The organism is Seonamhaeicola algicola (genome assembly GCF_007997385.1).
Lineage (GTDB): Bacteria > Bacteroidota > Bacteroidia > Flavobacteriales > Flavobacteriaceae > Seonamhaeicola > Seonamhaeicola algicola.
The window spans coordinates 103,698-121,306 of the sequence record NZ_VOSC01000007.1 but is presented as its reverse complement, the minus strand read 5'-3'; the positions used below and the strand labels follow the sequence as shown (position 1 = coordinate 121,306).

Below are 17,609 nucleotides of genomic sequence, written 5' to 3'. Positions count from 1 at the left end.
ATCATTCAAAATGATACAAGAATCTTTTCATAAAGAAAAAAGAAACAATAAAACGGTAACACTTGAGTGCGATTTGAGTATTACTGGAGGCGGAACAGCAGGTGTTTGTGCTGCAATAACAGCGGCAAGACAAGGTACTAAAGTGGTGTTAATACAAGACAGGCCAGTTTTAGGTGGTAATGCGTCTTCTGAAGTACGTTTATGGATTCTAGGTGCTACGTCTCACATGGGTAACAACAACCGTTGGTCTCGTGAAGGCGGTGTTATGGATGAAATTTTAGTTGAAAACCTATACAGAAACCCTGAAGGTAACGCTGTAATTTTTGATACTGTTTTACTTGAAAAAGTTTTAAATGAAAAAAATATAACGTTACTTTTAAATACCAGCGTTTATGATGTAACAAAAACATCAGATACACAAATAGAATCTGTAAAAGCATTCAATTCTCAAAATTCAACCGAATATATTGTAAAAGCTCCACTGTTTTGTGATGCTTCAGGTGATGGTATTGTGGCTTTTAAAGCAGGTGCTGCTTTTAGAATGGGTGCCGAATCTAAAGAGGAATTTGGTGAGTTATTTGCACCCGATAAATCATACGGAGAACTTCTTGGGCATTCTATGTATTTCTACAGTAAAAACACCGATAAACCCGTGAAATTTAAAGCACCAGAATTTGCTTTAAAAGACATAAAACAAATTCCAAGATATAAAGCCATAGGAAAAGATGATAAAGGATGTCGTTTTTGGTGGTTTGAGTACGGTGGACGTATGGATACCATTCACGATACTGAACATATTAAATACGAACTTTGGAAGGTAATTTACGGTGTTTGGGATTATATAAAAAACTCAGGAGCGTTTGAAGATGTTGATAATATGACTTTAGAGTGGGTTGGTACCATTCCAGGTAAGCGCGAAAGCCGTCGTTTTGAAGGTTTATACATGATGAAACAACAAGATGTTATTGAGCAAAAAACGTTTGATGATGCTATTGCTCACGGTGGTTGGGCTATAGATTTGCATCCTGCCGATGGCGTATATAGTAACCTTTCAGCATGTACACAATGGCACTCAAAAGGGGTGTACCAAATACCATATCGTTCATTTGTAAGTAAAGATATTGATAACCTATTTTTAGCCGGTAGAATTATAAGTGCAACACACGTTGCTTTTGGTTCAACTCGAGTTATGGCAACAACTGGTTTTTGTGCGCAAGCTGTAGGTATGGCAGCTGCCATTTGTACTGAAAAACAACTAAAACCTGCCGATATTTTAAATAATAATGAAATTAAAAACCTTCAAAATAAATTAAATATTGAAGGGCAAAGTATACCTGATATACCCATAAATGCAGAAACTAATTTGTTAAATGAAGCAACAGTAGAAGCGTCTTCAGAACTGCAGTTAGCGCAAATTCCTTTTGATGGTAAATGGTTTCCATTGCAAATTTCGGCAGCACAATTATTACCATTAAAAGCTAATGAGAAATATCAATTCAAAGTAGCTGTAAAAGCTGAAAAAGCAACAACGTTACACGTAGAACTGAGAACTTCTGAAAAAAGTAAAAACTACACGCCAGAAGTTGTTTTAGAAACACAAACCTTTAATTTAGAGGCAGGAGAGCAAACTATAACTATTAGTTTTTCAAACGGAATGCCCCAAAATCAGTACGGTTTTGTTACATTTTTATCAAATGAAAGTGTAAGTTTAAAAACAAGTAAAAAACGTTATTCGGGTATTTTATCAGTGTTTAATGGTGTAAATAAAGCAGTATCAAACAACGGTAAACAAGTGCCACCACCAAATATTGGTGTTGATGAGTTTGAGTTTTGGACACCACACCGCAGACCCGAAGGTGAAAATATAGCTATGGCAATTGAGCCAGCAATACAAGCTTTTAATAGTGAAAATTTAGGTAATGGTTATGTGCGTCCGTGGGGTCAAGTTAATGCTTGGGTAGCTAATTTAAATGATGAAAAACCAACTTTAAAAGTTACTTGGCAAGCGGCTAAAGAAATATCAGAAATTAAATTGTTTTTAGATCCAGATTATGATCATCCTTTAGAATCTACACTCATGGGGCATCCTGAAGAAGTAGTCCCTTTTATGCTAAAAAATTATGTGATTAAAGATTTAGAAGGTAATACATTACAAACCGTAAAAGGTAATTACCAAGCCATAAACACGCTAAAGTTTAATGAGCCTTTAAAATTAAAAGGATTTATAATTGAGGCAGAACACCCTTCAAAAGATGTACCTGCTACAATTTTTGAAATATTATGCAGGTAAAAATAAAATTTTTTGTACTAGTAGTTTGTATGCCATTTTTAAAAATGGCATGCCAAGAAAAAAGTGAGTTGAATTTAGGAGCTATGGTACAACCAGTTTCTGAAAAACACAAATTTATTAGTGAAGATTATCATATATGGGGGGCTTCAGTAGTTAAAGGGGATGATGGAAAATATCACATGTACTATTCTAGATGGGAATATGAATTGGGACACATGGGATGGGTAACCGATTCTGAGATTGCTTATGCAGTTGCAGATAAAGCAGAAGGCCCTTATAAGCATGTTAACGTGGCATTACCTGCCAGAGGAAAAGAATTTTGGGATGGCACAACCACACACAACCCTAATATTGTTAAGAAAGATGGAAAATACTATCTATACTACATGGGGTGTACTTCTCATGTTAAAGCTGTTCAGCCTACTTCAATGAAACATAAAGATTGGTGGATTTATAGAAACAACCAAAGAATAGGAGTAGCATGGTCTGATAACCCTGAAGGACCATGGAATAGGCTTAATAAGCCGGTTATTACTGTAGATGAAGATTCAAACGCTCCAGATGCACTTATGGTTTCTAATCCTGCTATAAATATAGGTCCAGATGGAAAAATGTTTGCCGTATATAAGGTGGTTGGAAAGAATAAAGACTGGAAACCCATTGATATGTCAAGTAATGACACTTGGAAGGTTTCAAAAGGGAGTAGAGTACGTTATTTAGCATCTTCTGCAGATAATCCTTTAGGACCATTTAAAAAACATGAAGAGCCCATTTTTGAATTAAAAGGCGAGGAAGAAACTCATATGATTGCAGAAGACCCATATGTATGGAGTCAAGATGGGAAATATTATGCTTTGGTTACAGATATTAAAGGATCATTTACCGGAGATTCTGGTGCCATTGCTCTTATGGAATCAGATAATGGGCAAGATTGGGTTCAGTCAAAGCACCCTATGGTAGTTCCTAGTAAAATTCTAAAGGAAGACGGAACAAGAACAGAATATAAAATTGAACGCCCTCAATTATTGATAGAAGATGGTAAGCCTACTTTCTTATTTGGTGCATTAGGTATAACAGTAAATGGGGTTCATAGAGGTCACGCCTGTAACCTTAGAATTCCTCTTAAATAAAATTAATATGAGACACACTTTTTTAGTTTTAATAGCTTTATTATTAGTTAATTGTGATAGAAAAACAGTAGATAAAGTACAAGATGAACTTTCATTAAATGGAAACTGGAAGTTTTACACAATATATGGGCAAGGGTCAAATTATTTAAATATTAGCGAAACAGAAAACGATATTGTTGTTGATAATAGAAGTGAAAATATTGAGATTAAAGGTAATTGGAGAACTGTTACTACGGCTCAAAGGAGTACGCACTTTTATAAAGAAGACTATTTAGCCCATAACTTTACAAATACAAATTTAGGCGGAGGTAATAAAGAAGACGATTCACATGTAAGGTTTTACCCTAATTTTAAAAAATCTGGATATTACCAAGCTTTCTCCCGGTATCCATTTGCTTCACATTTAACACCTCAGTATAATATAAAACATGCCGAAGGCGTGACTACAAAATATTTAAACCATAGAATATTTTGTAACGAATGGATAAGTCTTGGAATATATAAGTTTAATAAAGAAGATGATAATTATATAGAATTAACGGCAATAACCAGTGGAGAAGTAGCTGCTGATGCTGTTATGTTCAGGGAAATTTCTGAAGAAAAATATTTAAAGGCAAAAGAAGAGCCTAGACAAGTTTACAAAACAGATTTTGATGATAGCAATTGGTGCGATTTAAAAGTACCTGGTCACTGGGGGATGAACAATGATTTTTCAAATTATACTGGTATTGGCTGGTATAGAAAAACCATTGACATCCCTTCTGGTTGGTCTAAAACTTCAGATAATAGATATTATTTAAAGTTCGGAGGTGTTTACCACATTGCAAAGGTATATCTAAACGGTAGGTTTATTGGTATGAATAGAGGTGGTTTCACTCCTTTTGAATTTGACGTTACAGATGCATTAAATTATGATGGCAAAAATGTCATTGCTGTTCAGGCGGATAATAGTGCTATTGTAAGTGCCACATGGAATTGGGGAGGTATCATTAGAGGAGTCTCTCTAACCAAAAACAAAGATGTTAGAATTGATTACCAATACATTCATGCAGAACCAGATTTAAAAGAAGGGACAGCCTCATTAAAGTTAAAAGTTAGGATTGAAAATAACTCTGAAGAAAAAAGAATTGTAAATGTAAACTCTAAAATTCTTGATGGAGGTGAAATAGCTTCTTTAGCAGGAACTATAGATATTGAACCTCATTCTTCGGAAGATATTCATTTAGAAACATCTTTAAAACCAGAAAATGTTGAGTTGTGGCATTTTGATAATCCTAAGCTATACAAAATTGAAACCGTTATTTCCGAAGGAGAAAATGAATTAGATAATCAAGGTGATAACTTCGGAATTAGAAAAATTGAATTAACTACCTCTAAAATGTTGCTCAACGGAGAACCTGTGCGTTTAGCTGGGTTTAATCGAGTTAGTGAGAGTAGGTTTTGGGGCTCATCGGAACCAGTTGAGGTTTTAGAAAAAGATGTTGACCTTATGAAAGAAGCCGGTGCTAATTTTATGCGTATTATGCACGGGACACAAAACGAAAACCTTATTGATTTATGTGATAAAAAAGGTATTCTTCTTTTTCAAGAAATAAATGTAAGAGACCTTGATAATGATGAGTTTAGAGCCCAATATGTTCCGCTTTCCAAGTTTAATAATGAAACAAATATTGGTGTTAATTCTGAAGAACAAGAAGTTTTAGTTTTAGATGAGCCTTATGTTTTAACAGAACCACTTGTAGGTGGTGGTTCTGAAGTAGCTAAGAAAAACTATTTTTTATCTAAGTACTGGCTTAAAGGCATGATTGAACGTGATATTAATCATCCTAGTATTATTGGTTGGAGTATAGGTAATGAACTTAACAATCATTTTGATTATGGTAGAGAAGCCATAGCATACGTAAAAGAAGAGCTAGACCCATATAGACTAGTTACCTGTGTAAGTAATTCTGGTCAAAAGAAAGAATACACACCTGAAACAGACCCGAATACATTTGTAGATTTAATTATGCACAACATGTACACATGGCAAGGAGAACCACAAGAAATCTTAAATACTTTAAGAGAAAAGTGGCCTAATAAACCAATTTTCTTATCAGAGTATGGATTTGGTCCAATGCCTTCAACAGGTTTAGATGGTGATGAAGAAGTGATTTCTGAGTGGATGAATCATTTTAGAGATAAAAATGATTATGTAATTGGTACTTCGTTATGGACGTTTAATGACTACCGTAGTGGATATGCTGGAACCACGGCCGAAGAAAACCGTGTTTGGGGATTAATAAATTCTTGGAGACAGAAAAGAAGATTATTTGACCGCATTAAAAAGGAGCATGCGCCAATAAAAGATATTGAAGTTTCAAATATTGATTTTGAAAACAAGTCAGCAAATATTCGTATTTCTATTAAAAGCAGAAGCGGTTATCCAAGTTATACAATGACTAATTACAAGTTAGAATATCAGTTCAAGAATAATGAAGGAAAAACTGTTTTAAGTGAGGTAATTGACTTACCGGTTTTAAAACCAGAAGATGGTGAATGGAAAGGAGAAATCTCTTGGGACAAATCACTAGATAACCTTTTGGACTTAACGGTTAACTTGGTAACACCTACCAATTATACAAGGTATTCAAAAACGGTTTCATTCCAAAATGCTATTACACCTGAAATCAAAAAAGTTATTACAGGTAAAAATGCAGCTAGAATATTGTTCGATAAAATACCTAATGCTACGGAGTACTTTGCATCTTATGTAAATGACGAAGGTATTGAGGTTAACACAGATAAAACCATTGCAAATTACATTGATATTGATGGTTTAAACGATAATAAGAGTTATAGTTTTAAGCTTTACGCAGTAAATGATAAAGGTGTTAGTAATCCTTCGGAAGCAGTTGAAGTAACTACTGATGAGAATCTATTGCCACCAATAATTTGGGATGCATTTATAACAGATAACAAGTTGGTGATTGGTTATTCTAGTGATTTTACTGATGGAAACTATACCGTGAAATATGGCACATCTAAAAACAATTTGGATAAAGAGTTCGTTTCTAATGTGCGAGGTATGATATCTATTGATTTGGAAGGAGAGGACAAAGTTTATTTCAAATTAAAAAGAGAAAATAATAATAAAGAAAGCGATTGGTCATACATTATGGAAGCGAATCCTTTTTAAAAAAATTAAATAAGTCTTAGTTAAGATGAAAAAGATAATTTATTTAATAGCAGCTTGTTTTATTTTTTCCTGTGTAAAAACCAAAAATAAAACTACAGAAGAGAAAAGCGTTGTGGTTGAAGTAGAAAAAGATTACAAATTAGAGTTTGATAAAGTAGCTTTAAAGTCAAAATTTGTAAATGACTCTATAACCATTTGGGGCGCTTCCATAATAAAAGGGCAAGATAGTTTGTACCACATGTTCTATTCAAGATGGAAAAAAGACCTTGGGTGGGCTTGGGTTACACATTCTGAAATTGCTCATGCCACTTCAAAATCTCCATTTGGACCATTTAAACATAAGGACGTTATTCTTGGACCAAGAGGAGCAGAATTTTGGGATGGACTTTGCACACATAATCCAACGGTACATAAATTCGATGGTAAGTATTACCTCTATTATATGGGTAATACAGGAGATGGTGTTAACCTGTGTGTGCCGGGGAAAATTGTGTATAATTGGACGCATAGAAACAACCAACGTATTGGTGTTGCTGTGGCTTATGACCCAAATGGGCCGTGGGAACGTTTTGATACACCATTAATTGATGCTAGTGAAGATGAAAATGCTCTAGATGCATTGTTAGCAAACAATCCTTCTATCACTAGACGTCCTGACGGAGGCTATTTGATGGTATATAAAGCAGTTGGTAAAAAAATCAAGAAAATATCAGGAGGACCAGTGGTGCATTGTGTTGCTACGTCAGACAGTCCAACGGGGCCATTTAAGAAATATGATAAACCTGTATTTACGGCCAAAGGAACTGACTTTCCAGCAGAAGACCCTTTTATTTGGTATGAAAAAGGTAAATATAGAGCTATTGTAAAAGATATGCATGGTGCTTTTACAGACGCGGGTCAAGCATTGGTGTTATTTGAATCTGAAGATGGTTTTGATTGGAATTTATCTAAAAATGGTTTAGTCTCTACACTGGAGATTAATTGGGAAGATGGCACTATCCAAAAGGTGGACCATTTAGAAAGACCACAGTTATATATAGAAGATGGAAAACCAACCGCATTATTGTGTGCCTCAGATGTTAAAGATGAAAATGGTGTGTTACACTCCTTTAATGTGCAGATACCTGTAAAAATTTCAAACTAATATACATGGGTGATAAACGCATATTATTTCATGTGTTAGTCGTAATGCTTATAGCTGTATTTAGTTGTAAACAAACAAAATCAATACCAACACAAAAACCAAAGCTAGATTTTGCTAGTATGCTTCCAGAGAAGTTTAACAAAGCGAACATCATTGAAGAAGAAGATTATAATGTTTGGGGAACCAACATTATTAAAGGAAAAGATGGTAAATACCATGCTATTTATTCCAGGTGGCCTAAAACAAGAGGGCATTTAGGATGGGTAACACATAGTGAAGTGGCTCATGCTGTGTCTGATAAACTAACGGGGCCATATGAATTTAAAAGGTTGGTTTTGCCACCCAGAGGTCTTAATTATTGGGATGGAAGTACAACCCATAATCCACACATTTTAGAATACGAAGGTAAATATTACCTGTATTACATGGGAAACCGAGGTTCTGGATATTGGGATAATACACCTGACACTGTAATGCCTAAGTATAAAGATGAAGAATGGTGGGTAAACAGAAATAATCAAAGAATAGGTGTTGCAGTAGCTGATGATTTAAATGGTGAATGGAAACGCTTTGACAAGCCATTAGTTGATATTGACTCAACTAAACGACTGGTCTCAACTCCGGTAGTCTCAATAAGACCAGATGGTAAATTTCTGATGGTTTATAAGTACGTAAAAGAAAAAGAAGGTATGCATGGTGGCAGAGTAGTTCATGTAACTGCGTTATCTGATTCTCCTATGGGCCCCTTTATTGATACTGGTATTCCTTTCATTGAAACTGAAACCGCAAGGTTTGCACTTGATGATCACGTGGAGTGGTTCCAGGATGGACGTTACTATTGCATAGGAAAAGATCATGATGGATCACTGACTGAATATGAAAAAGGAACAATGGTTCTTTATATTTCAGATGAAGAAGGTATGGACTGGACATTAGCCCAACAACCATTGGTTTTAAAGGCAGGAAAATTATTTTGGACAGATGGTACCGAAACACTTTGTGAGCGCACAGCGGATATGCCTAAACTTTATTTCGAAGATGGAAAGCTTAAGGCTCTGGTAATTGCTGTACTACCAAAGGATAGTGACGATTCATTTTCATTGGTAATTCCATTAAATGATTAAATGTTAACAATTATGAAGACAATTAATATGAGGATAATAACCCTTTCGGTTTTTTTAGTTTTGTACATTTCTTTGTTACAAGCTCAGGATAGTACCCAGATTGTGATTTTTCCGGATCAATTGCATGAATTGAGAAGTGGTAGTTTTGTAAAAAACAGTCTGGACCGGTCAAAGTATTTCACGACAATGGGTACACTTACCGGAACAAGATATACAGACTCACAGTGGGAAATAATGAAGCCGACAAGAAGTCTGGGACCACATTTATCAAAAATAGATAAGAATTACGAAGATGATGAACTCATAAAGGATAAGGTTAAAGAAGTCACACAGAACCAAATTAGTTTTTTACAGGAAGGATTTAAATCAAATCAAGACTTTAAATGGGCCATTGCAGGTATTTCTAGAACATATCCCTCTTGGATGAGGAAATCAGGTGATGTATACGATGCTGTAAAAAATGAATATTTTGAGTTGGCAGCCCTTCAAGTTAACGCATGGCTTGATGAATTGGAATTAAACAATGTACCCTTACCTACCTGGTACACAGTTCAAAATGAACCCAAACAAAGCTGGGATATTACTGATATTGGCGAGTTTCATAAAGTTATGGCCAATGCCATACAGAAAAAGCATAAAGATGTACAAGTTTTTGGCCCTTGTTGGGCATGGACTTTTCCTGGAAAGGATTTAGTTGTATGGCAGAAGTTCTATGCTGATTTTATTTCAGCAACTCAAAACGCATTGAGTGGCTACGATTTGCATACCTACTCAAAGGGATATTGGGCATATGATTCCATTAACTACAAAGGAAACCGTAATAACATGACCAAAAAGCAAAATCATCCCAGCTTATTCAAAGGCATGTACAACGGGAATTCAGCTGTTTATGATTTTGGTACTTTAGAGAGTCAACTGAATATGGTACAAGCTGTGCAGAATACCCTGTATGGTGGTGGACCAAAACCTATAATCATATCAGAATACGGAAGACAATCCATTTCACCTCAATTTGGACCTTGGGAGAATGACTTCAAGTTTTTCCTGTATATGACCACTGTAATCCGGCAAATGATGCTCTACATGGATCAACCTGAGGTGCAGTTAGCGGTACCATTTATTCTTTCACACAGTGACTTTGGTTATGCACCAAATAGAGGTCAGGCTGTTTACAATTTAGAAAATGACCCCAATAATAAAAAACATAGTATAACACCATTTTTACAATTCTATGAATACTTTAAAGATGTAAAAGGAGAAAGACTGTACTATGAAGAAAAAACAACACAGAAGACATTTAGTAACTACGAGGTACTAAGAGATGGACAGTTCATTTATCTGGTGGCCCACTATGGTAAAACTATTGGAGAATTCTCTCTTAATTTGGATGTAACTCTTGATGGTTTAGATACGGATAACATAACGGGCATGGGAATAAAACGCTTAAAATGGGAAGGAGAATATCCAGAACCGCATAACAACAAAAACTTTGATGGTAACCTAGTTATTGATTCAGAATATCAATCACTTACAACTCTAAACAACATCATTATTGATGGAGAAGAAACAGTTATTATTAAAATTGAGACGGAGTCTTCTATCAAACCAACTTCAAAGGTGTTAGAGGAAGCTTTCTATGCAAATGGTTACTTGAACAAAGTTCCCAAGAACACACCTCATAATGTTCAATTTAATTTAACAGAGGCACCAAAAAATGCTCAACGATGTTTTGTAGATATTGGATTGTCTATGAAAGAAGGAATGAAAGATTCGCCGGCATTTAATTTTAATGGCCAATACTTAGGTAAAATTCTAGATTATCAACACACTAGAGGAATTACATACTACAATGCGGTAGAACGAGTAGAACTTCCTGTGTCTCTTTTAAGACAAGGGAAAAATACATTAATTTTAACATTTGGTGAAAATGTTTCAGACAATGATATTTATGTTGTTTCAGCTAAGTTGATTATACAGACTAAACAGTAGTATAAAACCATTAAAAAATTAAAATATGCTAAAATGAAAAGACTATTAAACTTAATTATTATTACACTTATAATTACCTCTTGTGGAAAAAATGAAAATAAGCAGGTGATAAAAGAACAGGCCTCTATTGATTTGCAATTAGAATTGGGTGTAGTATCTCCAAAATCGGTATTTGTCAATGATACTATAAGTATATGGGGAGGGGCGTTAGTGAAAGGTGAAGATAGCTTATATCATATGTTTTATTCTAGATGGCCGAAAAAATTGGGTTGGGAATGGTTGACCTATTCAGAAATTGCTCATGCAACTTCTAAATCACCTTTCGGTCCATTTACCCATAAAGATGTAGCTTTGCCTATGCGAGACCATTCAAAATGGGATGGTACCACAACACATAATCCCACAATTCATAAATTTGATGGGAAATATTATTTATACTATATGGGAACTACTGGAGATTTGAAGACTCCTAGTGTTCCAGGCAAACCCGCATTCAATTGGATACATAGAAATAATCAGCGTATTGGAGTTGCTGTTTCCGAAAGCCCTAACGGACCATGGAAAAGATTTGATAAACCTGTAATTGATGTGTCTCCTAATGATAATGCTCATGATGCATTAATGGCGTCTAATCCATCCGTTTGTAAAATGCCAGACGGAAAATTTTTAATGGTTTATAAAGCGGTTGGAAAAAAGAGAAAGCTTCCTGGAGGTGGACCTGTGGTTCACTTAGTTGCAATTGCAGATACGCCTACTGGTCCGTTTAAAAAGTATCCAGCCCCAGTATTTACAGTGCAAGGAGAAGACTTTCCTGCTGAAGACCCATATATTTGGTATCAAGATGGAAAATATAGAGCTATAGTAAAACGTATGGGCTCTAATGATGGAAAAAGAGAAAAATCTTTAATTCATTATGACTCTGAGGATGGAATTCACTGGAAAGAAGCTAAATACTTTCAAGTGTCAGATAAAACCATTACTTGGGAAGATGGCTCTAAAACAAAGTTTGAACATTTAGAAAGACCTCAACTATTTTTTGAAAATGGTAAAGCTATAGCGTTATTGTGCGCTGCAGATTCACTTGATGTAAATAATGTATTGCATTCGTTTAACATTCAAATACCCTTAAACATTACTAAACATACAAAATAAAGATGAAAAAACTTTTAAGCCTAATAGTTATTGTACTTGTAATTATCTCTTGCGGAAAAAAAGAAAATAAACAAGATATACAAAAACAAACAGTAATAGATTACCAAATTGAGTTTGGTAAAGTGTCTCCAAAATCGGTTTTTGTAAATGATACTATGAGTATTTGGGGAGGTTCATTAGTAAAGGGTGAAGATAACAAGTATCATATGTTTTATGCACAATGGCCCAAAAAAATAGGATGGGAGTGGGTTAATTATTCCTATATTTCTCATGCGGTATCAAACTCACCATTTGGCCCATTTGAGCATGTGGGTGATGCGCTTCCAGACAGAGGTACTAACTTTTGGGATGGTTCAACCACACATAACCCAACTGTACATAAAATAAATGGCAAATACTATTTATACTATATGGGTAATAAAGGTGATAAAAAAATAGTAAGCGTACCCGGAAAACAAAAAATTAATTGGGTACACCGTAATAATCAGCGAATTGGTGTAGCTGTTGCAGATACCCCAAATGGGCCATGGAAACGTTTTGATAATCCTGTTCTAGATATTACTTATAACGATTCATTAGCACATGATGCCTTAATGACCTCTAATCCATCAGTATGTCAAATGGCAGATGGTAAGGTGTTAATGGTATATAAAGCGGTAGGTAAAAAACGAAAAATGCCTAATGGTGGCCCTGTGGTACATATGGTGGCAATTGCAGATTCGCCAATAGGGCCATTTAAAAAATATCCAGATCCGGTATTTACTTTTGAAGGCGAAACGTTTCCAGCTGAAGATCCTTACATCTGGTATCAAGATGGAAAATACCGAGCTATAGTTAAGCGAATTAAGCATGAAGGAAAAAAGCGAGTATTCTCTTTAGTGCATTATGATTCTGAAGATGGCATTACTTGGAATCAAGCTAAATATTTTGAAATCTCTGATAGAACTGTTACTTGGGAAAACGGCACAACAACAAAATTTGATCATCTAGAACGTCCACAAGTATTCATTGAAAACGGTGAACCTATAGCCCTTTTATGTGCAGCCGATACTATTGATGTTAACAATGTACGCCATTCATTTAACATTCAAATTCCTTTAAAAATTACTAAGCATAAAAATTAAAATAGTGAGGAAATTAGTCTTTTTTTTATGCGCTTTTGCTGTATTCTGTAGTTGTGAAAAATTTCAAAATGAAGTTTCGGGTGGTAACATGTCGTTAAATGGAACATGGAATTTTTATGCGTCAAATGAAGTGAGTGAAACTGATGTGGTAACTCAACAAATAAACAATTGGGATACCTTACAAGTGCCAGGAAATTGGGATACTAGAGCGCGCTACTCTGAGTATGTTGGAAAAGGCTACTATAAAAAAGAATTCACAATACCTAAGCATTGGCAAAATAAACAAATTTGGTTAAAATTTGATGCTGTTTATGAAACAGCAAAAGTATGGCTTAATGGTAAGTTTCTAGGAAAACATATTGGTGGTTATACACCATTTGAGTTTAATATAACCAATAATGTTAATTTAAACGAAGCCAATACTATAGTTGTTATGGCTAATAATACATACAAGCGAGGTGCTTGGTGGGCATGGGGTGGTATAAGTCGTAATGTGTCACTTTCAGCAAAAAATAATGTTAGAATTGTATATCAGCACATTACTTCAGAGCCAGATTTTGAGGCCAATAGAGTAAACTTTATTATTAAATATAAATTAGATAATAGTAGCAATGAACCAGTTTCAATAAAAATAAATTCTAATATAGAAAATATTCATACAGATTCCCTATTTATAACCATTGAAAAAAATGCCGAAGCAATTTCATATATAAAATTTCAAAAACCATTATCACAAGTAAAATTATGGCATTTTAATCATCCAAATTTATACCAATTACAAAGTAATATTTCAAATAACAATAATTTACTAGATACAGCAACTGATAAGTTTGGTATAAGAAAATTTGAAGTACGTGGAGAACAATTCTTCTTAAATAATAAAGCCGTAAGAATGAATGGTGTTAATAGAGTGCATGACCATCCTGTTTATGGCAACACTGAACCAGACCACTTGGTAAAGCAAGATATGCTTGATATTAAATATAATTTGGGCTGTAATTTCTCCAGATTAATGCATGCACCATTATCTAAAAATATTTTAAAACTATGTGATAGTATTGGTTTTTTATTAGTTGAAGAAATTCCAGTTTGGGGTGATGGAGATCCTAATTCTGTACCTAACAACCCACAAACAAAACAATGGATGCAAGAAATGATTGAGCGCGATTATAATCACCCTTCGGTTGTAGCATGGAGTGTTGGTAATGAACTTAGAACCGAAGCTCCAAAATGGGGTAAACAACACCTTACAAAAAAACAATACGATTACGTAAACGAAATGATAAATTTCACAGAGTCTTTAGATAAAACAAGGTTAAAAACATATGTAAGTAATACAGCATATCAAGGCGGAGAAATTGGTACTGAGCCTTATGAAAAACTAGATTTTTTATCTATTAATAGCTATGGGCATGCCATTAAAATTATTGAGAAAGTGCATAACAAATTTCCAAACAAACCCATTTTTGTTTCAGAAATAGGTAGAGGGCAAATTGGGCCTGCTCCACATGCAAAATTAAAAGATGATTTAATAGAATTTATAAGCCAACTAAAAAATTACCCATACGTTACAGGCGTGTCAATTTGGAGTTATAATGATTACAGAAGCAATTATAAAGGAACACCAGATTCAGGTTTTAGAGAATGGGGTATTGTTGATGAAAACCGTAACAAAAAAGAAGCATATAACCAATTAAAAAATGTTTACAAAACATGGAAAAATTAATAACATCTAGTTTATTATTGGTGTCATTTTGTATTATTTCAAACAAAGTACACGCACAATTACCAGCTGAAGTAGCTAAAAACTATAAATTAACTTGGGAAGATAACTTTGATTATAATAATAAAAAATTAGATGATGCTTGGGAATCTCAAAACGGGCCAAGTGGCCATATTCTTTGTAGTAGATGGCGAGAAAATGCAGTTGTAAAAAACGGCGTATTACATTTAGAAAATAAGAAAGAAAAAAGAGGGGGGCAAGATTGGACATCTGGAAGTATATGGACAAAAAAAAGATTTACATACGGATATTTTGAGTGCCGTTACAAATACGCTGGAGTTGAGGCAACAAACAACTCTTTTTGGTTGATGACCAAAGGAGGAGGTGAACCCAAAAAAGGAAAACGCTTTGAAATTGATATTAATGAAGGACATTACCCAAATGAAGTAAATACAAATATTCATAACTGGTCTGATGTTACAATAACTGAAGATGGAAAAAGAAAGCATTACTCAAGCCATAAAGCTTTTGCTTTCGGAGCAAAAAGCGGTTATTCTATTCAATTAGAAATTCCAGTTTCTACCAATAAAATTCGTTTTCAATCAAACAATAATAGTCGTTTTCATATAGGAGAATTTAGGGTATATGGCTTAAATGATGGTAATTATCCCGATGTTTTATCAAAAACAGCTGATACAGATATACCAACCCTTGAAAATTTAGTAGCTTCAAAAGATGTGAAAATTACATCTAGTGGGTCTTATAAAAATAATAATTCTGAAAAAAACGTCATTGATGGTAACCCAAGTACGCGTTGGGCCACACAAGATGAAGGAGAAAAATGGTTAGAGTTTGAATGGAATGATATGAAAACTATTGGCTGTATTCAGTTTTTAAACGGTTGGCAATCTTCTAATGGAGATTGGCATGACCTTATTAAAAATTACAAAATACAGTATTTGAATGATGGAAAATGGAAAGATATATCTGTTTTAAACGTAACTGATACTTATGATTTTTCTAATGAATATCACACGTATGGTTTGTTATGGAATGAAGATGAACTTGTTTTTTATTTTGATGGAGAAGAAATTAGAAGAGAAAATAATGAATTTAGTCATAGTGAAACTCCTATATGGTTAAGTCTTGCAATTATAAAATGGGCAGGCCCCGTTACTGATGCCATTGATGGTACAAGTATGAAAGTTGATTATGTTAAATATTATCAACATAAATAAATATTAAATAGTTGTTATTATGAAAAAGGTAGTGTTATTAATACTTGTAGTTACTACAGTAATTTGTTTAAGTTTTTTAAGTTGTAACAATAAAACAAAAAAAATAAATTCAACTTCAAATATTATTAAAACAGAAGAACCATTTCCCTATACTGTTACAGATAGTACTAAAAATAGAGAACTTAGTGCAGCAATGAAAAGAAGTTTTAATCATTACAGTGCTATCCACCCTCGTAATAATGAATTATACTCACAATTTAAATACACTGAATTACAGGGTTTTGACTATAATAATCATGATGGTACAATATCACGTAGAGATCCATCTAAAATAATTTTTGAAAACGGTAAATATTATGTATGGTACACAAAAAGACACACTAAGGTAATACCAATAGGATGGAATAGAGCAGATGAGGCTACTGATGAAATTCCATCTACAGATTGGGATTTATCAGAAATTTGGTATGCAACCAGTGAAGATGGCTTTACTTGGGAAGAACAAGGTGTTGCTATACAAAGACCAAAAAAACCAGAAGTGGGATGGCGCTCGGTAACAACAACCGATATTTTAAAATGGAAAGGTAAATATTATTTGTATTATCAAGGTTTTATGGAAGCCAGTGGTAAGCGTGGTGATTATTGCCCCGTAACAGCATCTTATTCAGATTCGCCTGATGGCCCATGGACACCATCGGGCAAAATAGTTATTGAAAACGGGCCTGAAGGTTCATGGGATCAATACGCAATACATGATCCTTATCCTCTAGTTCATAATGGGAAAATTTATATATACTATAAATCTGCTTTTAATAGACCAAACCCGGTATGGGTTGGCGGTGGTCTTGTTGTAGGAGAAAACCCACTAGGACCGTTTAAAAAACATCCATTAAATCCACTAACTAGTTCAGGGCACGAAGTAAGTTTATTCCCTTTCAAAAAAGGTGTTGCAGCAATAACGGTTAAAGATGGAACAGAGCACTATACAATTCAGTATGCTGAAGATTGGGTTAACTTTGAAATTGCTTCAATTTGTGAGTTAGTGCCAATTGCTCCAGGTCCATTTGTGCCTGATGCTTTTTCTGATACTAAAGATGGACGCGGTATAACATGGGGGTTGTCACATTTTACAAATGCAGGTAAAAATGGTATAAATCAACATTCAATTTTAGCGCGTTTTGATTGTGATTTAAGTCAAGACATTGATGATCCCGTTATGAAACAAACAGGCGTGTATCATGATCTAGATGTCTATTACAAGCAAGGATTAAATAAAAGACAAAAAGAACGTATAGAAGAACAGAATAAAAAATTAAAGGAAGCTAATTAGTTACACGTGCTTTAAATAATTTTTAAAATGAGTTAAAAGAATTCTACTTTTTTGGTGTTCATTATTCACTTAAAAAATATCTTCAGCCATATCTTATGTGTATGAAGGTGAATACATTGTTAAATTTTAGATAATTTTAATACATCAAGAAAAATAATGTTTTCAAACTAAAAAATGACATCATTGT

General features: G+C 34.2%; 11 protein-coding genes. All 11 read left to right on the top strand.

What is annotated here, in order from left to right; all coding sequences use genetic code 11:
- The first annotated feature begins 10 nt into the window (after nt 1–10).
- From FUA26_RS02155 to FUA26_RS02105, 11 genes are read left to right on the top strand one after another with little or no spacing between them, the layout of a single operon-like run.
- Nucleotides 11–2,290: an FAD-dependent oxidoreductase gene (locus FUA26_RS02155; protein WP_147130970.1), complete on the top strand. Its 2,280-nt coding sequence runs from the start codon at nt 11–13 to the stop codon at nt 2,288–2,290.
- A 44-nt stretch (nt 2,291–2,334) separates the two neighbouring features.
- Nucleotides 2,335–3,420 (top strand): glycoside hydrolase family protein, encoded by a 1,086-nt coding sequence (locus FUA26_RS02150; protein ID WP_186826837.1) that lies wholly within the window; start codon nt 2,335–2,337, stop codon nt 3,418–3,420.
- 7 nt (nt 3,421–3,427) lie between these two features.
- Entirely contained in the window at nt 3,428–6,598 is a 3,171-nt protein-coding gene (locus FUA26_RS02145; protein WP_186826836.1) for a glycoside hydrolase family 2 TIM barrel-domain containing protein, read from the top strand.
- 25 nt (nt 6,599–6,623) lie between these two features.
- Nucleotides 6,624–7,742, top strand: a complete 1,119-nt coding sequence (locus FUA26_RS02140) for a glycoside hydrolase family protein (RefSeq protein WP_246109053.1) — start codon at nt 6,624–6,626, stop codon at nt 7,740–7,742.
- Nucleotides 7,743–7,774: 32 nt separating this feature from the next.
- Nucleotides 7,775–8,866 (top strand): glycoside hydrolase family protein, encoded by a 1,092-nt coding sequence (locus tag FUA26_RS02135; RefSeq protein WP_147130965.1) that lies wholly within the window; start codon nt 7,775–7,777, stop codon nt 8,864–8,866.
- Between the two features lie 12 nt (nt 8,867–8,878).
- Nucleotides 8,879–10,855 carry a hypothetical protein gene (locus tag FUA26_RS02130; RefSeq protein ID WP_147130963.1) on the top strand — a complete coding sequence of 659 codons (1,977 nt, stop codon included), beginning with the start codon at nt 8,879–8,881 and terminating at the stop codon, nt 10,853–10,855.
- Nucleotides 10,856–10,888: 33 nt separating this feature from the next.
- On the top strand, nt 10,889–12,007 hold the full coding sequence (locus FUA26_RS02125) for a glycoside hydrolase family protein (protein ID WP_147130962.1): 1,119 nt from the start codon (nt 10,889–10,891) through the stop codon (nt 12,005–12,007).
- Nucleotides 12,008–12,009: 2 nt separating this feature from the next.
- Nucleotides 12,010–13,131, top strand: a complete 1,122-nt coding sequence (locus FUA26_RS02120; protein WP_147130960.1) for a glycoside hydrolase family protein — start codon at nt 12,010–12,012, stop codon at nt 13,129–13,131.
- 4 nt (nt 13,132–13,135) lie between these two features.
- Nucleotides 13,136–14,857, top strand: coding sequence for a glycoside hydrolase family 2 protein (locus FUA26_RS02115; RefSeq protein WP_246109052.1), 1,722 nt, complete (start codon nt 13,136–13,138; stop codon nt 14,855–14,857).
- Complete coding sequence (locus FUA26_RS02110; RefSeq protein ID WP_147130958.1) at nt 14,845–16,092, top strand: family 16 glycosylhydrolase; 1,248 nt, start codon at nt 14,845–14,847, stop codon at nt 16,090–16,092. Before FUA26_RS02115 ends, FUA26_RS02110 begins: the two co-directional genes overlap by 13 nt.
- A 19-nt stretch (nt 16,093–16,111) precedes the next feature.
- Nucleotides 16,112–17,422: a glycoside hydrolase family 117 protein gene (locus FUA26_RS02105; RefSeq protein WP_147130956.1), complete on the top strand. Its 1,311-nt coding sequence runs from the start codon at nt 16,112–16,114 to the stop codon at nt 17,420–17,422.
- Nucleotides 17,423–17,609 lie beyond the last annotated feature (187 nt).